The 22,285-nt window shown below is 60.6% G+C and carries 21 protein-coding genes and 1 pseudogene; 14 read left to right on the top strand and 8 right to left on the bottom strand.

The window, feature by feature from the left end:
• The first annotated feature begins 1 nt into the window (after nt 1).
• The 8 genes from VJ651_RS05230 to VJ651_RS05195 all read left to right on the top strand — a co-directional run bounded on the left by VJ651_RS05230 (nt 2) and on the right by VJ651_RS05195 (nt 6,725).
• Entirely contained in the window at nt 2–433 is a 432-nt protein-coding gene (locus tag VJ651_RS05230) for a heme-binding protein (protein WP_324106416.1), read from the top strand.
• Between the two features lie 63 nt (nt 434–496).
• The gene (locus VJ651_RS05225) at nt 497–1,951 is read left to right on the top strand and encodes a 2-hydroxymuconic semialdehyde dehydrogenase (RefSeq protein ID WP_324106415.1); all 1,455 of its coding nucleotides are present in this window, start codon (nt 497–499) and stop codon (nt 1,949–1,951) included.
• A gap of 11 nt (nt 1,952–1,962) precedes the next feature.
• Nucleotides 1,963–2,793, top strand: coding sequence for an alpha/beta fold hydrolase (locus VJ651_RS05220; protein WP_292937886.1), 831 nt, complete (start codon nt 1,963–1,965; stop codon nt 2,791–2,793).
• 21 nt (nt 2,794–2,814) lie between these two features.
• Nucleotides 2,815–3,597: a 2-oxopent-4-enoate hydratase gene (gene dmpE, locus VJ651_RS05215; protein ID WP_324106414.1), complete on the top strand. Its 783-nt coding sequence runs from the start codon at nt 2,815–2,817 to the stop codon at nt 3,595–3,597.
• Between the two features lie 175 nt (nt 3,598–3,772).
• On the top strand, nt 3,773–4,684 hold the full coding sequence (locus tag VJ651_RS05210; RefSeq protein ID WP_324106413.1) for an acetaldehyde dehydrogenase (acetylating): 912 nt from the start codon (nt 3,773–3,775) through the stop codon (nt 4,682–4,684).
• A gap of 9 nt (nt 4,685–4,693) precedes the next feature.
• Nucleotides 4,694–5,722: a 4-hydroxy-2-oxovalerate aldolase gene (gene dmpG / locus VJ651_RS05205; protein ID WP_324106412.1), complete on the top strand. Its 1,029-nt coding sequence runs from the start codon at nt 4,694–4,696 to the stop codon at nt 5,720–5,722.
• 11 nt (nt 5,723–5,733) lie between these two features.
• On the top strand, nt 5,734–6,522 hold the full coding sequence (dmpH, locus tag VJ651_RS05200) for a 2-oxo-3-hexenedioate decarboxylase (RefSeq protein ID WP_324106411.1): 789 nt from the start codon (nt 5,734–5,736) through the stop codon (nt 6,520–6,522).
• 11 nt (nt 6,523–6,533) lie between these two features.
• Nucleotides 6,534–6,725, top strand: a complete 192-nt coding sequence (locus VJ651_RS05195; RefSeq protein ID WP_324106410.1) for a 2-hydroxymuconate tautomerase — start codon at nt 6,534–6,536, stop codon at nt 6,723–6,725.
• Nucleotides 6,726–6,894: 169 nt separating this feature from the next.
• On the opposite strand, the gene VJ651_RS05190 is transcribed toward VJ651_RS05195, so the two are convergent.
• From VJ651_RS05190 to VJ651_RS05175, 4 genes are all read right to left on the bottom strand, one after another.
• Entirely contained in the window at nt 6,895–7,191 is a 297-nt protein-coding gene (locus VJ651_RS05190; protein ID WP_324106485.1) for a PAS domain S-box protein, read from the bottom strand.
• A 403-nt stretch (nt 7,192–7,594) separates the two neighbouring features.
• On the bottom strand, nt 7,595–9,340 hold the full coding sequence (locus VJ651_RS05185) for a putative bifunctional diguanylate cyclase/phosphodiesterase (protein WP_324106409.1): 1,746 nt from the start codon (nt 9,338–9,340) through the stop codon (nt 7,595–7,597).
• A gap of 9 nt (nt 9,341–9,349) precedes the next feature.
• Nucleotides 9,350–10,831, bottom strand: coding sequence for an ATPase domain-containing protein (locus VJ651_RS05180; protein WP_324106408.1), 1,482 nt, complete (start codon nt 10,829–10,831; stop codon nt 9,350–9,352).
• A complete protein-coding gene (locus tag VJ651_RS05175) occupies nt 10,828–11,244 on the bottom strand; it encodes a hypothetical protein (RefSeq protein ID WP_324106407.1) in 417 nt (138 codons plus the stop codon). The genes VJ651_RS05180 and VJ651_RS05175 overlap by 4 nt, the downstream gene beginning before the upstream one ends.
• 396 nt (nt 11,245–11,640) lie before the next feature.
• On the opposite strand from VJ651_RS05175, the gene VJ651_RS05170 reads away from it, so the two are divergent.
• Nucleotides 11,641–14,766 carry a response regulator gene (locus VJ651_RS05170; RefSeq protein ID WP_324106406.1) on the top strand — a complete coding sequence of 1,042 codons (3,126 nt, stop codon included), beginning with the start codon at nt 11,641–11,643 and terminating at the stop codon, nt 14,764–14,766.
• A 276-nt stretch (nt 14,767–15,042) separates the two neighbouring features.
• Here VJ651_RS05170 and VJ651_RS23605 read toward each other — a convergent pair.
• Both VJ651_RS23605 and VJ651_RS05165 read right to left on the bottom strand, forming a co-directional pair.
• Nucleotides 15,043–15,141 (bottom strand): annotated as a pseudogene (locus tag VJ651_RS23605) (VOC family protein); the annotation flags it as partial.
• A complete protein-coding gene (locus tag VJ651_RS05165; RefSeq protein ID WP_414691312.1) occupies nt 15,096–15,215 on the bottom strand; it encodes a VOC family protein in 120 nt (39 codons plus the stop codon). The pseudogene VJ651_RS23605 and the gene VJ651_RS05165, both read right to left, overlap by 46 nt.
• Before the next feature lie 358 nt (nt 15,216–15,573).
• Between VJ651_RS05165 and VJ651_RS05160 the strand changes: the two genes are divergently transcribed.
• The 3 genes from VJ651_RS05160 to VJ651_RS05150 all read left to right on the top strand — a co-directional run bounded on the left by VJ651_RS05160 (nt 15,574) and on the right by VJ651_RS05150 (nt 17,951).
• A complete protein-coding gene (locus VJ651_RS05160) occupies nt 15,574–16,815 on the top strand; it encodes a hypothetical protein (protein ID WP_324106405.1) in 1,242 nt (413 codons plus the stop codon).
• Nucleotides 16,816–16,883: 68 nt separating this feature from the next.
• Nucleotides 16,884–17,510, top strand: coding sequence for a 3'-5' exonuclease (locus VJ651_RS05155; RefSeq protein ID WP_324106404.1), 627 nt, complete (start codon nt 16,884–16,886; stop codon nt 17,508–17,510).
• Nucleotides 17,511–17,564: 54 nt separating this feature from the next.
• On the top strand, nt 17,565–17,951 hold the full coding sequence (locus VJ651_RS05150) for a hypothetical protein (protein WP_324106403.1): 387 nt from the start codon (nt 17,565–17,567) through the stop codon (nt 17,949–17,951).
• 226 nt (nt 17,952–18,177) lie between these two features.
• Here the strand turns inward: VJ651_RS05150 and VJ651_RS05145 are convergent, their stop codons facing one another.
• Nucleotides 18,178–19,158, bottom strand: coding sequence for a 2-dehydropantoate 2-reductase (locus tag VJ651_RS05145; RefSeq protein ID WP_324106402.1), 981 nt, complete (start codon nt 19,156–19,158; stop codon nt 18,178–18,180).
• Between the two features lie 155 nt (nt 19,159–19,313).
• Here VJ651_RS05145 and VJ651_RS05140 point away from each other — a divergent pair, with 155 nt between their 5' ends.
• On the top strand, nt 19,314–19,589 hold the full coding sequence (locus VJ651_RS05140) for a hypothetical protein (RefSeq protein WP_324106401.1): 276 nt from the start codon (nt 19,314–19,316) through the stop codon (nt 19,587–19,589).
• Nucleotides 19,590–19,673: 84 nt separating this feature from the next.
• Here the strand turns inward: VJ651_RS05140 and VJ651_RS05135 are convergent, their stop codons facing one another.
• Nucleotides 19,674–20,882, bottom strand: coding sequence for a hypothetical protein (locus tag VJ651_RS05135; RefSeq protein WP_324106400.1), 1,209 nt, complete (start codon nt 20,880–20,882; stop codon nt 19,674–19,676).
• Nucleotides 20,883–21,124: 242 nt separating this feature from the next.
• Between VJ651_RS05135 and VJ651_RS05130 the strand changes: the two genes are divergently transcribed.
• Nucleotides 21,125–22,186 carry a MerR family transcriptional regulator gene (locus tag VJ651_RS05130; RefSeq protein ID WP_324106399.1) on the top strand — a complete coding sequence of 354 codons (1,062 nt, stop codon included), beginning with the start codon at nt 21,125–21,127 and terminating at the stop codon, nt 22,184–22,186.
• The last annotated feature ends 99 nt before the right edge of the window (nt 22,187–22,285 follow it).

Below are 22,285 nucleotides of genomic sequence, written 5' to 3'. Positions count from 1 at the left end.
GATGCAAGTCGCGATTGCAAGCCCGGGCATCACCTGGGAAGCAGCCAGCGCCGCCGCACAAGCGGCGGTGCGGCACGCGGAGGCGAACGGCTGGCGCATCAATGTCGCCGTGGTCACCCGCGGCGGCAGTCTGATGGCCTTCCTACGCATGCCGGGCGCATTCCTGCACTCGATCGACATCGCGATCGACAAGGCTTATACGGCGGCGAGCTTCGGCTTTCCGACCAAGGACTGGATGGCGGCCGTCGGCCATGACGACGGCATGAAATTCGGCTTCTCGGCGCAGCACCGGCTGATCGTGTTCGGCGGCGGATTGCCGATGCGCATGGAAGGCGATGAATGGATAGGTGGCATCGGCGTGTCCGGTGCGTCTGAGGCGCAGGACGAAGAGTGCGCACGTGTCGGACTCGATGCAATCGGGCTGCGCCCATAGGAAGAACGCAGGGTGCGGCTCGCGCACCGTACCGGTGTTGGAAACGTAACGGAGAAAGTGTAAATGAAGCAGATCAACAATTTTATCAACGGCGAATTCGTCACGACCGCGAAGCTGTTCGACAAGCGCTCGCCGCTCAACAACGCGGTGATCGCCAAAGTCGCCGAAGCCGGCAAGGCCGAGGTCGATGCCGCGGTCGCTGCGGCGCGCCGCGCGCTCGTCGGGCCGTGGGGCAAGATGGCCGTCGCCGACCGGGTTGAATTGCTGTATGCCGTTGCGAATGAAATCAACCGGCGCTTCGACGAATTCCTCGACGCCGAATGCGCCGATACCGGCAAGCCGCGCAGTCTCGCGAGCCACATCGACATTCCGCGCGGCGCGGCCAACTTCAAGATCTTCGCCGACGTGATCAAGAACGTGCCGACCGAATTCTTCGAGATGGCCACGCCCGACGGCGCAGGCGCGCTCAACTACGCCACCCGCTCGCCGGTCGGCGTGGTCGGCGTGATCTGCCCGTGGAACCTGCCGCTGCTCCTGATGACGTGGAAGGTCGGCCCCGCGCTCGCCTGCGGCAACACGGTTGTCGTCAAGCCTTCGGAAGAAACGCCGCAGACTGCCACGCTGCTGGGCGAAGTGATGAACGCCGTCGGCATGCCCAAGGGCGTGTACAACGTGGTGCATGGTTTCGGTCCCAACTCGGCCGGCGAATTCCTCACCACGCACCAGGGCGTGAACGCGATCACCTTCACCGGCGAAACCCGCACCGGCGCGGCGATCATGCGAGCTGCCGCCGAGGGTGCGCGTCCGGTGTCGCTGGAGATGGGCGGCAAGAACCCGGCCATCGTGTTCGCCGACTGCAATTTCGAAGCGGCCATCGAAGGCACGCTGCGTTCCGCCTTTGCCAATTGCGGCCAGGTCTGCCTCGGCACCGAGCGCGTGTACGTCGAGCGCCCGATCTTCGACAAGTTCGTGTCCGCCATGAAGATCGGCGCCGAAGCGATGAAGATCGGCGTGCCGAACGATCCGGCCACCGGCATGGGCCCGCTGATCAGCCAGGAGCACAAGGCCAAGGTGTTGTCCTACTACAAGAAGGCAGTCGAGGAAGGCGCGACCGTGGTCACCGGCGGCGGTGTGCCGAACATGCCGGGCGATCTGGCCGAGGGCGCATGGGTGCAGCCGACCATCTGGACCGGCCTGTCCGACGATGCGGCGGTCTGCCGCGAGGAAATCTTCGGGCCGTGCTGCCACATCTTCCCGTTTGATTCGGAAGAAGAAGTGATCCGCCGCGCCAACGACACCACCTACGGCCTCGCCGCATCGGTCTGGACCACCAACCTGCAGCGCGGCCATCGCGTGGCGGCGAAGATCGAAGCCGGACTGGTGTGGGTCAACAGCTGGTTCCTGCGCGACCTGCGCACACCCTTCGGTGGCGCCAAGCAGTCGGGCATCGGCCGTGAAGGCGGTGTGCATTCGCTCGAGTTCTACACCGAGCTGAAGAACGTCTGCATCAAGCTTTGATCGGAAGCGACATGAATACCAATCCGGAAATCGCCCACGGCGTCCGCGCCAACGGCATCCTGACCAACTATCACGACAGCGGCAGCGGCTTTCCCGTACTGCTGATCCACGGCTCGGGACCGGGTGTTTCCGCCTGGGCCAACTGGCGCCTGACCATGCCGGAACTGGCGAAGCGCAGCCGCGTGATCGCACCCGACATGGCCGGTTTCGGTTTCACCGAGCGCCCGCAAGGCATCGCCTACAACCTCGACACCTGGGTAGCGCAGGCGGTGGGTCTGCTGGACGCGCTCGACATCGCGCAGGCCGATGTGGTCGGCAATTCCTTCGGCGGCGCACTCGCACTGGCGATGGCGATCCGGCATCCGAAGCGCGTGCGGCGCCTGGTGCTGATGGGCAGTGTCGGCGTGCCTTTCGAAATCACGCCGGGGCTCGATGCAGCATGGGGTTACGAGCCATCGATCGAGAACATGCGCAAGCTGCTCGACATTTTCGCCTACGACCGCTCGCTGGTTACCGACGAGCTTGCGGAACTGCGCTACCAGGCCAGCATTCGCCCCGGCTTCCAGGAATCGTTTTCCGCGATGTTTCCGGCACCGCGTCAGCGCTGGGTGAATGCGATGGCCAGCCGCGAGCAAGACATCCGTGCTCTGCCGCATGAGACGCTGGTGATCCACGGGCGCGAGGACAAGGTGATTCCGCTGTCGACTTCGCTCACGCTGGCGCAATGGATCGATCGCTCGCAACTGCATGTCTTCGGCCGCTGCGGACACTGGACGCAGATCGAGCACGCGCAGCGCTTCGCGAAACTGGTCGGCGATTTCCTGACCGAACAGCAATCCTGAATTTACTCATACGGATAAAACATGGAAAACGCACTTATCAACACGCTCGGCGACGAGCTCTACAACGCGCTGTGCAGCCGCGAAGTACTTACACCGCTGACAGAACGCCATGCCGACATCAGCATCGAGGATGCGTACCACATCCAGCAGCGCATGATCGCGCGCCGCATGGAAAAGGGCGCGCGCGTCGTCGGCAAGAAGATCGGCGTCACCAGCAAGGTGGTGATGGACATGCTCAATGTGCATCAACCCGACTTCGGTTATCTGCTCGACACCATGATCTACAACGAAGGCGAAGCGATTCCGATGAATACGCTGATCCAGCCCAAGGCGGAAGGCGAGATCGCTTTCGTGTTGAAGCACGATCTGATGGGACCGGGCATTTCCAATGCCGATGTGTTGCGCGCGACCGAATGCGTGATGCCCTGCTTCGAGATCGTCGATTCGCGCATCCGCGACTGGAAGATCAGGATCCAGGACACGGTGGCCGACAACGCGTCCTGCGGCGTGTTCGTGCTGGGCGACCGCGCGGTCGATCCGCGCAAGGTCGATCTCTCGACCTGCGGCATGGTGCTGGAAAAGAACGGCGAGATCGCCGCTACCGGCGCCGGCGCGGCCGCACTCGGCAGCCCGGTCAACGCGATCGCCTGGCTGGCCAACACGCTGGGCAAGCTCGGCATTCCGCTCCAGGCCGGCGAGGTGGTGCTGTCCGGCTCGCTGGCGGCCATGCTGCCGGTGAAGGCGGGAGACAACCTGCGCGTGACCATCGGCGGCATCGGCGGTTGCTCGGTGCGGTTTTATTAATGCTTCAACGACTGGTTCCCTCCCCCTTGCAGGGGGAGGGCCAGGGTGGGGGTAGTGAGGTTGAGTACGCGCATGCAATCAATCGTGCACTCTACCCCCATCCCGACCTTCCGCCTGCAAGGGGGAAGGAGCCAGTAGCCAGTTCCCGATAAAGAATCTATTGGAAAGAACACAGATGAAAAAAATCAAATGTGCATTGATCGGCCCCGGCAATATCGGCACCGATCTGCTTTACAAGTTGCAACGCAGCCCGGTGCTGGAGCCGGTCTGGATGGTCGGCATCGATCCGACATCCGAAGGTCTCAAGCGCGCCGCCGACATGGGCCTGAAGATCACGTCCGATGGCGTTGACGGACTGCTGCCGCACGTGCTCAAGGATGAAATCCAGATTGCCTTCGATGCGACCTCCGCCTATGTGCATGCAGAGAATTCGCGCAAGCTGAATGAACTCGGCGTGATGATGATCGACCTCACGCCGGCCGCTATCGGCCCCTACTGCGTACCGCCGGTCAACTTGCTCGAACACGTCGGCAAGCGCGAGATGAACGTCAACATGGTTACCTGCGGCGGCCAGGCCACCATCCCCATGGTTGCGGCGGTGTCGCGCGTGCAGCCGGTCGCCTACGGCGAAATCGTCGCCACGGTCTCATCGCGTTCGGTCGGCCCCGGCACCCGCAAGAACATCGACGAGTTCACCCGCACCACCTCCGGTGCGGTCGAGAAGGTCGGCGGTGCGAAGAAGGGCAAGGCCATCATCGTGATCAACCCGGCCGAGCCGCCGCTGATCATGCGCGACACCATCCACTGCCTGACCGAGAAGGAGCCGGATCGCGACTCGATCACCGCGTCGGTGCACATGATGATCAAGGAAGTGCAGAAGTACGTGCCCGGCTACAAGCTGGTCAACGGCCCGGTGTTCGACGGCAATCGCGTGTCCATCTTCATGGAAGTCGAAGGCCTCGGCGATTACCTGCCGAAGTATGCGGGCAACCTCGACATCATGACCGCCGCCGCCGCGCGCACCGCGGAGATGTTCGCCGAAGAAATCATCAGCGGCAAGCTGGTCCTGCAAGCCATCGCCGCGTAAGGAAAAAACATGACACTCAAAGGCAAGAAAATCACCGTCCATGACATGACGCTGCGCGACGGCATGCATCCGAAGCGCCACCAGATGACACTGGAACAGATGAAAAGCATCGCGCAGGGGCTCGACCATGCGGGCGTCCCGCTGATCGAAGTCACGCACGGCGACGGCCTGGGCGGCTCGTCGGTGAACTACGGTTTTCCGGCACACACCGACGAGGAATACCTCGGCGCGGTGATTCCGCTGATGAAGCAGGCCAAGGTCTCGGCCCTGCTGCTGCCGGGCATCGGCACCGTCGACCATTTGAAGATGGCGCGCGAGCTTGGCGTCAACACCATCCGTGTCGCCACGCATTGCACCGAAGCGGACGTGTCCGAGCAGCACATCGGCATGGCGCGCAAGCTGAACATGGATACCGTCGGCTTCCTGATGATGAGCCACATGGCGTCGCCCGAGAAGATCCTCGAGCAAGCCAGGCTGATGGAAAGCTACGGCGCCAACTGCATCTACTGCACCGACTCCGCCGGCTACATGCTGCCGGAAGACGTGAAAGCGCGCATCGGCCTGCTGCGTGAAAAACTGAAGCCGGAAACCGAGCTCGGCTTCCACGGCCACCACAACCTGGCGATGGGCGTCGCCAATTCGGTCACCGCCATCGAATACGGCGCCAACCGCATCGACGCGGCGGCGGCGGGTCTGGGTGCCGGCGCGGGCAACACGCCAATGGAAGTGCTGATCGCAGTCTGTACGCGCATGGGCATCGAGACCGGTGTCGATGTCTACAAGATCCAGGACGTGGCCGAAGATCTCGTCGTGCCGATGATGGATTTCCCGATCCGCATCGACCGCGATGCGCTCACGCTCGGCTATGCCGGCGTGTACGGCTCCTTCCTCTTGTTCGCCAAGCGCGCCGAGAAGAAATACAAGGTGCCGGCACGCGACATCCTGGTCGAAATGGGCCGGCGCGGCATGGTCGGCGGACAGGAAGACATGATCGAAGACACCGCGCTGACGATGGCACGCGAACGCGGCTTGATGTAAAGGAAAAGGCAATGAAACTCGACAAGAGCACGATACAAACCCTCGCCGCGCACCTCGAAGCCTGCGAGCTGGAAGCGCGCGACACGCTGAAGATCACCGACGAATATCCCGAGATGGACTGGGACGACGCCTATGCAATCCAGGATGAGATCAAGCGCCGCAAGATCGCGCGCGGCGCGCGCATCGTCGGCCTGAAAGCCGGCCTGACGTCGCACGCGAAGATGAAACAGATGGGCGTGGAAACGCCGGTGTTCGGCTTCCTCGCCGATTACTTCGCGGTGCCGGAAGGCGGCGAAGCGAAGATGTCCGAGCTGATCCATCCCAAGGTCGAACCGGAAATCGCCTTCGTCACCAAGGCGCCATTGAAAGGGCCGGGCTGCCACATCGGCTCCGTGCTGGCGGCAACCGACTTCGTGATGCCGGCGATCGAAGTGATCGACTCGCGCTACCGCGACTTCAAGTTCGATTTGAAGAGCGTGGTGGCCGACAATTGCTCGTCCTCGCGCTTCGTGGTCGGAGGCCGCATGGCCCCGGTCGACAACCTCGACCTGCGCACGCTCGGCGTGGTGATGGAAAAGAACGGGCAGGTGGTATCGCTCGGCGCCGGCGCTGCCGTGCTCGGCCATCCCGCAGCGGCCATCGCGATGCTCGCCAACCTGCTCGGCGAGCGCGGCGAGGAAATCCCGGCCGGAACGCTGATCCTGTCCGGCGGCATCACCGAAGCGGTGGCCGTCAATGCGGGCGACAATGTCACGCTGCGCATCCAGGACCTGGGAAGCGTCAACATGCGATTCGTTTAAGGAGACTTCACATGCCAATCTGCCAAATTCACCTGCTCGAAGGCCGCACCGTCGAGCAGAAACGCCTGCTGATCCAGAAGATCACCGAAGCCATGTACGAAGCCATCGGCGCCAAGCCCGAGAGCGTGCGCGTGATCCTGACCGAAATGCCGAAGGAGCACTTCGGGATTGGCGGCAAGACTGCCGGCGAGCTGGGAAGATAGCGCAGACTACAACAAGGCATGCTTGCGTCCGCTTGCTCAGCGAGGTGAGCGACGCAAGCTGGAGTCAACATGCATGCTCTGAATCGGCGATGGCCAGATTGAGCCGGTCGCGCAGCAGATTGCAGTTGGCCAATCCCGTCAGCATGTCGTGGGTGGCCTGGAACGCAAGTTACGCCTCGTGGCGCTTGGCCTCCGTTATATCGTATTGCGCCGCCACGAAATGACTGACCTCGCCGGCGTCGTTCCTGACCGGTGAAATGTGCATTTCATTCCAGTACATGATGCCATCCTTGCGGTAGGTGCGCAGCACCGCATGGTCTTCACGCTTCTCGCGCAGCACGGCGCGGGTTACCTGAGTATTTTGCTGGTCGCGGTAATGGCTCTTCAAGACACTCAGGCTGCGGCCCAGCACTTCGGTGGAGGAATAACCGGTAATGCGCTCAAAGGCTGCACAAAGACGCGGAATTGCTCGCGACTAACCAGGCCGGCCGTGACAAATAGCTGGTTGAGACTCCGCAATCCGGGCGAGGAGATCGAGACTGAAAAGCGCAGAAGCTTCAGTATCCTCCATTTTTTATATGGTCGATGACACTCGAACTCAAAGCAGCCATCCCTGATCCGATCGGCACTGCGACTGTGTCGAGCGCCTGTCGTTCCTGCCAAATGCAACCCCGCTTTTCGGCAATGTGTTGCAACACCCCAATCCTCGACCCGCCTGGCCACTCAAACGAGCAAGGTCATCAACATGCGCGCATGTATTCGTTTTCAATCGCATATTTCATGAATATGGGACAGCATTTGTCAACAATAGTTTTGCAAGAGGCCCCATGGTTTTCAGCTGCCACTTGTTCGCCTGCGAGACCTGCCATTTAGATCAACGGCGCACGCCGCTGATCCTGGGAATGGGTTTTCAGCATGCGAGTAAAGTCGTCGGCATTGACTGGCTCGCCAAGATGGAATCCCTGTCCGGTCGTACATTGATGCGCTCGAAGGTATTCAAGCTGCTCTGCTGTTTCGATCCCTTCGGCAATCACCTGATGCTGCATCCGGTTTCCGATAGTGATGACGGCATCCACCAAAATTTCGTCTATCCCGGAGCGGGCATCGCTCACAAATGATCGATCGATTTTCAAGGTATCGATCGAAAACCGTTTCAAATAGCTCAGGCTGGAATAGCCGGTGCCAAAATCATCAACGGCGACGCGAACCCCCAACGACCTCAGGGTATTGAGTTTTTGGACTGTCGCTTCGCAATCCCGCATCAAGACGCTTTCAGTGAGTTCCAGCTCAAGGCGATGTGGCGCCATGCCGGTTTCATGAAGCACTGTCAGGAGGTATTGAAGAAAATCATTGGATTCGAACTCTGGCGCCGAAAGGTTCACCGCAATGACGTCGATTGTCAGGCCCTCGTCTTCCCATCTGCGAGTCTGCTCGCAGGCATTCCGCAGTACCCAGCGACCGATTGGCAGCATCGCGCCGCATTCCTGTGCGAATGGCAAGAAGCCTGCAGGGTAAAGCAGGCCGTCGACTGGATGGCGCCATCTTATTAACGCTTCGGCGCCTGTAATAATGCCAGTCTTAAGGTCGTGTTGAGCTTGGTAATGGAGGACAAACTCGTTCCGGGCAATCGCTTCGCGCAGACTCGCTTCCATCTGCCGGCGCGCTACCGCACGTTCGTTCATCGCATTTTCGAAGAACGCATAATTGTCGCGCCCGCCTTCCTTGGCGGCATACATGGCGGCATCGGCATGTCGGAGTAATGTCTCGTCGTCAGCGCCATCGTCGGGGTAGAGGCTGATCCCGATACTTGCCCCAATGTGAAGGACATGCTGCGCAATAACGTAGGGTTCAGTAACGATGTGATGGATTTTTTTGACGCTTGTGACCAGCTCATCCAGGCGACCAACATCTGTCAGCACGACAATGAATTCATCTCCACCCTGACGGCTAACCGTATCGGAGTCACGCACACTTGTGCGCAGGCGTTGAGCGACGGCCTGAAGCAGCTGGTCGCCGATATCATGGCCCAGCGAATCGTTGACGACCTTGAAACGATCCAGATCCATGAACAGCAGGGCCAGTTTGGTGCCATGGCGTTTCGCAAACTTGATCGCTTGCGTGAGGTTGTCTTCAAGCTGAATTCGATTGGGTAAATTTGTCAGGTAATCGTGATGCGCGAGATGCGCCATTTGCGTCTTGGCTTGTTGCAGCTGATCCGTCAGGATCTGTGCATTGACATTTGCAATGACGAGACGCTTGTTGACATCCCGCAAGCGGGTAACGTGTTCCTCCAGCGCGTTCTGCAAGTCTTCTTTATCTGCATTGATTTTTTCACGCGCGCTTGAAGCACTTTCGCGGGAGCTCGCTTCAGCCTCCCTGACCTTCGCGGCGAATTCGCGCATGTCCGCTGTGCGCTCTCGCATCTTGACGGCAGATTCGCGCGCTTCCGCGGATACTTCCCTGGATGCGAGATCACTTCCCTGAGACAGGGCCGGCGATGAGGGGCTTGGCGACGCTTGAGCAACGTCACTTGCCGGATCCATTTTTTGCGGCTCCGGAATTAACGGAGTCTGATCGGCGCCAGAGTCGCGGTGCTTACTACCGTCCTTGCGCATTTTTGCACCTCAGTCCGTTGTCCGATCTCCCCGCAACAGACTTGTCGGCTTTCCGGACAGAATGCCTTCGTATTCGGATAGCGGGCTGCCAATAACAACGGCATCCTCTTCGATATCGAACAGTCGAAGGGCTTTGCTGTGCTTGCTGCCACGCACCTTGATCACCGAAATCACGCGTTTGAACTCGCCCTCCAGTTCGATATAGCGCTGCAAGATGATGGCGTCCGCAAGGAAAGCATTACCATAAGGGCTGAACCGTAGATCGCTATACCGGTCTTCGAGTTCCGTTGTCATCAATACCGTGACGCCCATTCCCGTCAGGACGGCAACCAGTCGATAAAGCGACTCCCGGAAGTCTTCCTGAAAAGCGGGCGCCAGTGCAAGTTCGAAACCGGACAAGGAGTCGATCACCACGCGCTTCGCATTGAGCCGGCGAATGGTCGAGACGAGCTCATGCAGGGTTTCATCGATCGACAAATCAAGCGCATGTGTATCAATCAGGCCCACATGCCCGGTCCGTATCAGGTCATCGAGCTTGTGGCTCAATAGCTGATTGGGGCTCTTTTCAAACGCCGCGATCACCCCGGCCTCGCCGACACGCACGCCCTCGGCAAGGAATTCCGTTGCCAATACAGTCTTCCCGGAGCCGGATGGGCCGACCAATAACGTCGAGTAACCCGCCGGAATTCCGCCGCCCAGCATGCTGTCGAGCTCCGCCACGCCGGTTGACAATCGCTTGCTTGCCGCAGGTATCCTCGCCGTCTGGCGCTTGATCTCGTTTGGTTCAACCATGGCACGCGGGAAGACGTGTATCCCATCACCGTCGATGCGAAACGTATGGGACCCCTGGCTGTTCGCCTGCCCGCGCATTTTTACTATCTGGATTTTGCGAACAATCGAATTTCTGTTCTTGTTCTGCGATAACCAGATGATGCCGTCCGCGATGGTATAGACGGGGCTTGCCTGCGCTTCGTCATCCATGTATTCGCCGATGAGGAAGCTGGTTGCCTGCCAGTTCGTCATTTGCATCGAAAGGCGTTGAACGAAATGCTGAAGGTCGGTCGGGCCTTTAGGCTGATAATCGGCCGCTTGCACGATCGATCTGAACGAATCCACGAATACGAAGCTGGGCGAATACGCTTTCACCTCGGCCAGAATACGCGCCAGCACCCGATCGTAATCGCCATCCAGAATGTCGTCCGCCAGGTTCACGAAGCGGATCGACTCGCTGTACTTTTTAAAATCAAAGAAAGAAAACTGCTGCTGGTACCGCAACATTTTCAATGACGGTTCTCCCAGCACGGTGAAGAACAGGGAGCGGGATTCTGCGCTTGTCAGCGCAAACATCATCTGATGCGCCAATGTCGTTTTTCCGGATCCGGGCGTCCCTGCAATCAGATTGAAGGAGAACTCCGGAATGCCGCCGCCAAACAAGGAATCCAGGCCCGGAATGCCCGTGACAAGGCGCGTGATGTGTACATTGTTACTCATGCTTGAAACTCCTCGCCCAATGAACCCAAAGCATCCTTACCCCAGGCTGAACGCAAAATATCGATTGTAAGAAGCTCACCGATCAGGGACGCCATCAGGTCACTGATATGCAGCAGTAACGCCGTGCATGCCGCTCTCGCTTCCGTGGACTCTTGTTGTGCCAGCCTGGTTTTTAGATCGTCAAGCGGCGATGCGCCTGATAAAGGCTGCTCCACACTCAACCATGCAAATTTGCGACCGGCAAGAAAAGCACTACGCTCAAAAATGGAACGAAAGCCCTCGTCGCTGATAAGCGAGGTCAGCTCGATCCTGAGAGGTTCAAAAAGATGTTCGACAACGCCTGTGCCATCGGTGTCGGGCAGGGCGGCAATGATGTCAGCAATCTGTTTACGCCGCGCGTCGGTTTTATCCATTGGAGAGACTTAACACTAGGGTGTGGCACGAGCCGCTAAAACCAACAAGAATCCCGTTCGCTCGGGGCTAGCTATTATGATCGATATGGCGCCAAGTCGTTGGCCTAATACCATTTCCCCTGATTCCAGCCTGATCGGCCAATTGTGGCGAGCAATTCGATAGCAGGATGCATCGGCGATTGATTATATTCCGTGCGGCAAGGTTCGAGTTGATCCCGCGCAGATGCCGGTGCGCACTTCGATCGTAAACAAGCCGGATACGGCGTGGTTTCGTAGTACAGTGCACATTCACAACAAATGGCGCCAGCATCTTGGCGTTCCGGGCCGCATCTACCCCTGCCAAGTTTCTCACATCAGAAATCGAGGTCGAGTTTGCTTCGAAGGAGAACATGCCGCATGCGTTCGATTTATCCGGACGGCGACCGCGAAACGACGCGCGCGCAAAATCGTCTCATCGCGGCCGGCTCATTTCTTCTGGCGATTGCGCTGCTGATTGCCTGCTTTGCGCTCGGTATCCTGTCAGATACCGCATTCCGCCAGAGCGCCGCTCTCGTCGTGCTGTCCTATCTTGCTTTCTACCTTGTCTTTCGTTCCGGGCTCAATCGTCGTTTCATCGACCCGAGTCTGACCGACCTGCAAATGCTGAATGCAAGCTTGGTTGTCCTGTACACCATGTACGCGGCCGAAGAGGGGCGAGCGGCCTTGCTGGCGATCCTGCCGATGATTCTTCTGTTCGGCGTGCCACGGCTTTCCATGCGGGCTCTGCTGATGCATGCCGCAGGAATGCTGACGGCCTACTGCGTGCTGACCGGCCTGCTCTGGCGCTTCAAGCCACAGTCGCTGAACCTTCGCATGGAGCTATTGCAGTCGATCGCGATCGCATGCACGCTCGCCTGGGTGGCAATAATGGGCGGTTATCTCGGCAAGCTGCGCAATAGGCAGAAGCGGCTTCATCGCAAGGCCCGCCTGCTCAGCGACTGCAACATGGCCATGGTCTGCGCCGCGGATGAGAACGACCTGTTTGACGAACTCTGCCGCCTGGCGGTCGAATCCGGCATGTACAGAATGGCCTGGGTCGGAGTGGAAGGGCAGGACAGCGGGAAGAATGTCACTCCCGTTGCGCAATGCGGCTCACCCGAAGAATGCATGCAAGGCATCGTGCTTCCATCGGATGGCGGGCAGGATCCAGACCGTCGGCTGGCGGAAAGGGCGATCAGGACCGGGACGCCCCAGGTCAGCCACGACCGCCCGAACCATCCGATGATCGCGTCATTGCGTACGGCTGCCGCCCGGAAAGGTTGTCAGGCGAGCGCCGCATTACCTTTCACTATTGACGATCAGGCTCGGGGAGTGCTGATGCTCCATTCAGCAGAACCAGATTCATTCGACGCGGAAGAAATGCGACTGCTGAAAGAATTGGCCGGCAACCTGAGCCGCGGCCTGAGATCGCTGCGCGGCCGCAGCGCACTGGAGGAGACTCGACTTCAACTGGAACAGTATGTCGAGGAGCGGACAAAGAGAATCGCCGCACTCAATGGCCTGCTCGTGGCAAAGGCATTGGACGCTGAAGCGGCCAATGGCGCCAAGAGCGCCTTCCTTGCCACCATGAGCCACGAGATTCGCACTCCGCTCAACGCCGTGGTCGGCTTGTCCGGGCTCCTGGTCGACTCCGCGCTGGACCGCCGTCAGCGTGAGTATGCGGACAAGCTCCAGTTATCTGCGCAAGCACTGCGTGCGCTCGTCGACGACATCCTGGATTTCTCCAAGATCGAGGCCGGTGCGCTTCGGTTGGAGCGAGCGCCATTTTCTCTGAATGCGGTCCTGCGCACGGCAGGCGCGATCCTCTCAGCCGGGATTCGCGACAAACCTGTCGAGGCGTTGTTCGATCTGGCGCAAGACATACCGGACTTCCTGATCGGCGACCGCCTGCGCCTTCAGCAGATACTGTTGAATCTCATCAACAATGCTGTCAAATTTACCGAGGCGGGCGAAATAGTCGTCTCGGTGCACTGTCTCGCCCGCCAAGCTGGCTCGCTGACACTGAAATTCGCCGTCCGCGACACGGGGATTGGCATTCCGCCTGAACAATTGGTTCCGATTTTTGACGTGTTTACACAAGCGGATAGCTCAACGACCCGTCAGTACGGCGGTACCGGGCTCGGATTGGCGATCAGCACATGTCTCGCCAAACTGATGGGCGGAGAAATTGGCGTCGATAGCATACCGGGCCGGGGCAGCGAGTTTCACTTCGCCGTCGAGCTGGAGCTTGCGGGCGGCGAAGCTGTGGGGGTGCCGGAAAATATCCCGTCCGGCTTGAACATCCTGATCGTCGATGACCATCCTCTGACCCGAGATATCCTGCAACGTGCCTGTACCGCCTTCGGCTGGCATACGACTGCGCTCGACTCCGGCCCGGCCGGATTGGACGAGCTGCGGCACAGTGCAGCCGAAGGCCGCGATTACGATCTGATGCTGATCGACTGGCGCATGCCGGGCATGGATGGCATCGAGATGCTCAGGCAGGCTTGTGGCTCCCCTGACATCGGTCTGCCGCAGGTGATCCTGATGCCGTCCATCTGGGAGCTGGCGCAAGCCGCCGCCGCCAGTGATGATCTCTATCTCGATGGAATCCTTGCCAAGCCCATGACCCCGGAAGCTTTGCTGCAGGCGGTGAGGAGAACGCACGCAGGCGACTTCACAGACATTCTCCCGCCAGCGGAGAAAACAGACCGACGCCTTGCCGGCCTGCGTCTGCTCGTCGCCGAAGACAATGCGATCAACCAGGAGATCACCGAGCAACTCCTGATTCGTGCCGGGGCCGAGGTGGTGATCGTTGCGAATGGACTCGCCGCAGTCGAGCTGCTGCGCTCGCCCGGTGCGCCATTTGACGCGGTTCTGATGGACATTCAGATGCCGGTCATGGACGGCTACATGGCCACACGGATTATCCGCAACGAGATGGGCTGGGTTGATCTTCCCATTATCGCCGTCACCGCCCGCGTTCTGGCCGAGGACCGCGAAGAATCGCGGGCCGTTGGTATGGCAGGACATTTGATAAAACCGATCGATGTCGACGATCTGCTCGATATTATCGTCGGCGAGAGTGGCCCGCCAAGTCGACCAGGCGCACCGCGTCGGCGCTTCATTGAAAGCGCAATTCCGGCGAGCGGCCTGCCCGTCCTGGATGTCGCCAGCGCGTTGAAAACCTTCGGCGGAGACAGGGGAAAATGCGGCGAACTGTTGCGCGCGTTCTTTACAGCCCATCACAAGGATGTCGATGAAGCACGCCGCCGTTTTAGTGCCAAGGATTTGCATGAGGCCGGACAGCTCCTGCACGGCTTATGCGGCCTTGCCAGTATTCTCCAGGCGCCAAGGCTTGCCAGCTTGGCGAGAGCAGCCGATGCGGCGCTTCGTAACGGCCATACGGAAGTAGTCCTGCCCTTGCTTGATGATCTGCAGCATGCGATGCATGCTCTAGGTGAGGTCATCGAACAGTTCGACGCGGGAGAATCGGTGGTTTGACGGTGAGGTGTAAAGGTCTTCTATTCATTGCCAGCAGGCCCCGGGTCTCGATGGAGAGCTGATGGCCGCTTTCAAGACCGAATGACCGGTTTCGACGAAAGCTGTCGACGAAGCGGCGCTATTTCAGCGTCTGGAATTGGCCGGCGCAAAAATTGCATCAAATTCAGTGAGTGGCCGGCATGAATGCCTTGCCCGGGATTTCTGGCCAATTGCTGAATGGCGCACCCCATCCAACCCAGCCGTTGTCTGCCAGCGGGATACGACGATCAAGGAGCGTCAACCGCGCCGAGCCGCTTCGATCGCAGCGATATCGATCTTCCCCGCCTGCATCATCGCCTCGAAAGCGCGCCAGGTCGCCGCGCGCTGCCCGGAAACGTCTCGGCGTAGAGCTGCGCGGCTTCTGCGGCAGTGCCGTTGAACCAGAGACAAATCGTGTTGTTGCTGACCATTTTCGTTCTCCGACGGATGATAAAAAGTCCATGAGGCAAGCCATGAAGACTGCCCGATATTCAAAGCAGTTGATGGTCCTTACGGTAGCGCACTCGCCTGGTCGCCCGCCACTGACCGGTCAGCGCAGGAGATCGCCATCACCAGAAAGGGCGGAGGGGCCAAATCGCCGCGTCAAATTGCCGTCTCCTCCTTTGTTCCCGGGCAAGATGTTTCCTGCTCCCGCGCGGAAAATATTGCAGGCCGATTCCATTCCGCGTGCGGCTTTTCTGTCAGAATTCGCCGTGGTCCGCGCACGCTGAGCACCTGCCTGCGTCCGGAAAAGTGGCAACACACCTCAGCAAACCAGGGAGAACAACAATGTCCACAGCCCGTCTCGGTTTCACCCTTTGTCTGACCATGTTCGCCGTCGCGGCGCAAGCGCAAACGCGCGGCCCCGCTGCGCAATACTGGGTCGATCTGTCCACCAGCAACATGTCGATTCCCGGCATGCCGGAAGAGGGCGGCATGGGCGGCATGCTGGGCGGGCTGATGGGCAATAGTTTCGGCCGGTCGACGGGCATGGGCGAGCGCGGCAAGCTGCTGGATGCCGAGTTGTATGTGCGCGCGCATCCGTCGGGCATCGAAGGCACGCATGCGATCCCCGGCGGCATGAACATGGGTTCCTCGCTGTTGCTGATGCCGTACCGGCCGAAGCAGGAGGCGCAGGGTATGCGCAGCGACGGGCCGGGCGAAGCCGAGAAACCGAAAGGACGCATCCTGCTGTACTGGGGTTGCGGCAACACGATCCGTCCCGGCCAGCCGAAGGTGCTTGATCTGGGCAAGCAGGATTATGCGGAGTTCGCACAGTTCTTCTCCAGCCATGGCGCGCCGAGCAAGGGCGTGCAGGGCAGACCGGGGCATTCGCTGTGGCCGAACGAGCGCGACAGCAAGCGTGTGCCGGACAATGCCTCGCTGGTGGGCGAGCACACAGTGAGCGGCGATGGCGTGCCGGCCAGCCTCAGATTCAATGTCGGCGCCGCGCATGACTTCCTGCCCAGGGCGCAGCTCAGTACCCAAGGCATGCCGAGCGATGGCGTGCAGGTGGCATGGAATGCGATGGACAATGCGAAGGGCTATTTCCTGCAGGCGCAGGGCGCGGTATCGGGACCGGACGGCGCGCAGGACATGATCTTCTGGAGTTCGAGCGAGAAGCCGGAGAACGGCTGGAGCCTGATGGCCTATCAGGCGCCGGCGCAGATCGCAAAGCTGCTGCAGCAGAAAGTCATCCTTGCGCCGTCGACCGTCAATTGCACCGTGCCGAAGGGCATTTTCGACAAGGCCGAGGGCGCGATGCTGAACATGATTGCCTACGGACCGGAACTGAATCTGTCCTATCCGGCACGGCCGGCCAAGGCGCCGGCGGACTGGCAGCCGGAGTGGACCGCGCGGGTGCGCATCAAGTCGACCGGCATGACCATGCTCGGCATGGAGGACGGCGGTCGTCAGCCGCGCGCAGGAAGGCAGGGCGCGAGCGACGCCGCCAGCGCCGGCGAAGAGGAGCAGCAGGCACCGAATCTGCCCAATCCGGTCAAATTGCTGAAAGGCTTGTTCGGGAAATAATATTCACGCAGGAAATTCTTTCGGCGCTCGCAGCCGGAAGAATTTCCTGCTTCATCGCAGAGCCGTTTATGTATCAAGACCCCATCATCATGCTCGACTTCGAAACGACCGGCCTCAGTCCGGCCGCCGGCGCACGCATCACGGAAGTGGCTGCCTTGCGCATCGAAGGCGGGCGCATCGTCGACCGTTTCGTCTCGCTGGTGAACTGCCATGTGCGCGTGCCGTCCTTCATCACCAGCCTGACCGGCATCACGCAGCAGATGGTCGATTCCGCGCCGTGCGTGTCGCGCGTGATGCCGGAGTTGCTGCGCTTCATCGGCACCGACGCGCTGTCGGCGCATAACGCGAGCTTCGACGAAAAGTTCCTGCGGGCAGAAAGCCGCGACCTCGGCCTGGAGCCGGAACACCGCAGCCTGATCTGTTCGCTGAAACTGTCGCGGCGCGTGTTTCCCGGCTTGCCGAGTTACAAGCTCGGCACCCTGTCGTCCTCGCTCGGTATCCGCTTCAGGGGCACGGCCCACCGCGCGGAGGCGGACGCGGAGGTGAGCGCGAATGTGCTGCTCCACATCGGCGAACATCTGCGCCGCACCTACGGGGTAGCGAGCATCGACACGCGGCTGCTGGCGAAGGTGGGCGCGCTGAGTGCTGCCAAGGTGCCGGATTTTCTGGAGCGCGAGTTGCGCGGTCACGGATAGATCGACCACGGGTGTGGTCTACACGGGAAACGATTTCTGAACTGGTCCTCACGCATGTCCGCGCGTTCTGTCCGTCCTGCTCTCTCTGCACTGGCGATCCTGTTTGCCGGATGCACCTCGGTGCAGATCCCGTCGCACACACCGCGCGATGTGGCGACCTTTCCTGACCGGCCTACCGCGCCGCCCCCAGCGCCGCGGCCGCCCTTGACCCGCCTGCCGGGCCATGTGCCCTTGCCGCAAGTGTCCACGCCGCGCATCCCGCCGCCCGCCATGCCGAACAATGCACCGGTCGCGCCGGGTGCTCCGGCCCCCGTGATCAGCTGCGACCCGGGCGGATGCTGGAGCGACGGCCGCCGTTACGAAGGCGGGACCGGCGGCACCTTCCTCGACAAGAACGGCCGTCCATGTCAGAGCAACGGCAACTGGATACAGTGCTTCTGAATGTTGCGTTAGTAGGGCGTCCAGACGATTTGAGCAGATGCGCCGAGAGCGCTATGGCTGTTCACGGAAATCAGGGAAAGAAACCCTATTTTGTCTTTTGCGAACCGCCCTAATTTGCCTGTCATAGCGCAGAAGCCTTTGTTCTAATAGATGCAAAAGACACTCGGTGTGCCCCACAAAAAGGTAAGAATCCCAGGGTTTTTTTCCGTGCCTTCCGTGGACAGCCCTAGCCCGGATACAAGCCATGCACCTTGCCGTACAGGCGCACCAGGCCGAGCAAGGCATCGACCGAAGGTGTCGGCACACCGACCAGCTTGCCGATCTCGTGCACCACGGTGACCAGTGCGTCGATTTCCAATGACTTGCCCGCTTCCGCGTCCTGCAGCATCGAGGTCTTGAATGTGCCGAGCTTGCGCGTGACTTCCATGCGGTCCGCGCCGCTCTGGCTGATCGGGCAACCGATCTTCGCGCCGATCCGTGCCGCTTCCGCCATCGCCGACAGGCAGAAATCGTGGATCAGCGGATCGTCGAGAATCCTGTCGCAGGTCGCGCCGGTCAGTGCCGAGACTGGATTCATCGTCATGTTGCCCCACAGCTTGTACCAGATATCGGTACGGATATCGGCGCTCGCCTCGGTCTCGAAACCGGCGCGCTGCAGCAGCGCGGCCAGCGTATCGACACGCGTCGAGCGGCCGCCCGCCGGTTCGCCGAGAATCAGGCGATTGCCGAAGCCCAGCCGAACCAGTCCCGGTTGCGGACAGGAGCTCGACAGGTGTACCACGCAGCCGATGACTTGCCGGAAGGGGATGGCACGCAGCAATGCGCCGCCCGGATCGAGCGATTGCAGCTGCGTGCCGCCGTAGGGAAGTTCGTCGCCGGCAAAGAACCACCAGGGAACGCCGTTCATCGCGGTGACGACCAGGGTGTCCGGCCCCAGCAGCGGCGCGATGCGTGCTGCCACTTCCTGCAATGCGGTGGCCTTGACCGCAATGACGACCACATCCTGCACGCCGAGCGCTGAAGGATCGGCATGCGCGCGCAGCGGCACGCTGCTGATGGTGCCCTGTGCCTGGATGCGCATGCCATGGGCCTTAAGTGCGGCCAGCGTTTCACCGCGCGCGACGGCGCTCACCTCGCAGCCGGCAACTGCCAGTCGTGCGCCGATCAGGCCGCCGATGGCGCCAGCACCATAGATCGCAATCTTCATGTTCTTCCTTGACAGCTGTTGTTCATGCGCAGGGAAGTGTAACGCCTCGCGCAATTGCTTGCGCGATGTCGGGATTCACATGTTCATGGTATGTATCGTAGGGTGAGCGTGTGGTAACTTTTGAACCTGTTTTGATGCCGGTTTCGGAGGATAGGGTGAAGAAGCTGCTCTTCATGTTGCTTGTGGCGATTTGCGGCCTTGCATGGCGCAGTCCCGACATCATGCATGCCATCGGACTTGCGGGCGCCGCACAAACGCCGGTCACGGTCGTCACCCAACCCGCTCCGCAACCGATGTCCGTCGACGAGTTCGCCGAGCGCAGCAAATCCGATCCGCAGGCGTATCAGAAATTCATCAACAGTTTTCAAATGCAGGATCGCAGCGAGGTCGACAAGCTGATGAACCTGCTTGCACACGGAAAATACGAGTAGTTCCCCACCATCCTTGGTGCATTACTTGTGGCCGGCTTTGATAGCCGGCCTTTTTTTATGCAGCGGACAGGCAGAAGGCGTGGCTTACGGCACGTCAGCGCTGCCGGCCTCGCCCGGCTTTCCGGCGACCAGCGTGATGCTGCCGTCCGGCGTCACCTTGTCGATCGCATTGGCCGAGGTGTCCGCGACGAACAGGTTCCCCGCGCCGCCGATCATGATGCCGTACAACGAATCGAACTGGTCTGTGGGGCCTGCGATGGTGCTGGCCGCACCGGAAGAACTCACCTTGCGCACGCTGCGCCCGGCGGCGAGATAGACGTTGCCGGAGGCATCCGCGGTAATGGCGAAGGTATCGAGGAACAATGCTGGTCCGGCTTCGCCGTTGAAGTTGCCGGCCATGGTGCTGACCTGGCCGCTTGCCGCGATCTTGCGGATGAAGGTGCTGCCTTGCGGGATGTTCGGTGCGGGCGGGCCGTACCAATCGGTGACATACAGGCTGCCGGCCGGATCGATCGCGATGCCTTGCGGGCCGAGGAAGGTCGCGGCGTCGCGCATGCCGTTGGCGGTTCCGCGCATGCCGCGCCTGCCGGCGTACGTCGTCACCACGCCGGCGGGCGTGATCTTGCGAATCAGATAGTTGCCGCCGTCGGCCACATACAGATTACCGGCCGCATCCGAGGCGATTCCCCATGGCTGGTTGAAGCGCGCCGCGGCACCGCTGCCGTCAGCGTCACCGCTTGCGGCGGGCGTGCCCGCCACGGTGCTTACCGCGCCGCTTGGCGTGATTTTGCGAATCGCGTTGCTGTCGACCACGTAGACATTGCCGGCCGCATCGACTGCAAGGCCCTTCAAATTGCCGAAGCGCGCCGCGGGTCCCGTGCCGTCCGCATCGCCGCTGATGCCGGGGGAACCGGCGAGCGTCGTGACCACGCCTGAAGAGGCGATCTTGCGGATGGTGTAATTGCCGGAATCGGCGACATACAGATTGCCGTTGCTGTCGCTTGCGATGCCGACCGGATGATTGAAGCGCGCTTTGGTCGCGTCGGCCTGGCTGGTGGAAGTATTGGTAGTGTTGCTGCCGGCGGCGGGTTCATTGGCGGCGCTGCCTGCAGCCGGCTTGGTTTCAGAAACGCCGCCGACGACGGGCGCGGGGGTGGGACTCTGCTGCGGTGATGTTGTTTGGCTGGCGGATTGTGCGGTATCGATCCCGCTCCCACCACTACCGCCGCCACAGGCGGCAAGAAAAACAGAAATTAGAACTGCGCTGATTCGGCTTCGTAGATTTGCATGCAACACAGACCACCTCAAGAAAAAGAAAAGCTCCCTGATTTCTTGTGCTTTGAGCCATCATCGCTGACAGGCAACACGCCTCCTTTGATAACACTCAACGGCGCGGCAAACGGCGCACAGACTGTTACAAGTTCGCCTCCTTGCGCTTCCCCCCGGCCGTCGTCGCTATACTGGTGCGACACGACGAAGACGCTTGACCCTCACGTGGCGTGAGACTTTATGCTGTCGTCAAGGAGAGAAAACGCATGCTGCTGAAAATAGGCGAGCTGGCCAAACGCACCGGGCTGACGGTGCGTACGCTGCATCATTACGATGCCATCAAGCTGCTGTGTCCGTCGGGGCGTTCCGAGTCCGGTTACCGCTTGTACGACCGCCACGACATCGAGCGCCTGCATCGAATCCAGGCCTTGCGCCGGCTCGACCTGTCGCTGGCCGACATCGCCTCGCTGCTGGAAGGCGACAGTACCGACTTGCAGACCGTGATCGAACAGCAGATCGCGCTGCTCGATTTGCAGGCACGCCGCACCATCGCCTTGCGCGACCGGTTGCAGGGCTTGCTGAAACACGTGGCCGGCAATGTCGAGCCCGACCTGTCGGACTGGCTGGTGACGCTGGAAATGATGTCGATGTACGACAAGTACTTCACCAGGGACGAGCTCGCGACCTTGCGTGTTCTGCGCGACGCCGCCAACAAGGAAGTGACATCGCAATCGAAAGCGCTGATCGCGAAGATCCGCGGCCTGATGGATCGCAACGTCCCGCCCGACAGCGCGGAAGTGCAAGCCTTGTCGCTGCCGTGGATGGCACTGGTGCATGAACGCATGGGCGGCGATCCGCGCCTGATCAGGAAGCTCGATGCGATGCATCGCAATGAATCGGCGGTGCAGGCGCTGAGCGGGGTCGATGGTGCGATGATCGACTACATGGCGACCGCATCGATGACGTATCGCATGGGCATTTATCGCAAGTACCTGGGTGATATCCCGATGCAGCCATCGCTGGAGCAGTTTGCAAAATGCCGGCCGCGCTGGCTTGAACTCTCTGCCGAGCTGCGCGACATGCTGGATCAGGGCGTCGTGCCGCGCGATCCGGCCGGGCAGCGCTTGTGCGCCGAATGGCTGGCGGTCGGTGTCGCGGTATGGGGAGACAATCCCGCCTTCCATGAAAAAATCCGGCTGGCCCACGAGAAAGAGCCGGATCTGCTGATCGGCACCGGGGTCAGCAAAGAGATGATTGCCTTCCTGGAAGAGGGCATCGGACATCTTGTCAGACAACCACACAGAAGAACAGGAACTTCCCATGGGTAAACCCGCAAACGACGATCAAGACAAGAAGCTCTTTCAGGACCGCAACTTTCGCTGGCTGGCGGCCGGCGCGATCATTTCCATGCTGGGTGACCAGTTCAC

Origin of the sequence: Noviherbaspirillum sp., assembly GCF_035254865.1 — a bacterium.
In the GTDB taxonomy this organism is placed as follows: Bacteria; Pseudomonadota; Gammaproteobacteria; order Burkholderiales; family Burkholderiaceae_D; genus Noviherbaspirillum.
The sequence above is the reverse complement of the archived record's forward strand: the minus strand, read 5'-3'. Positions and strand labels throughout refer to the sequence as shown.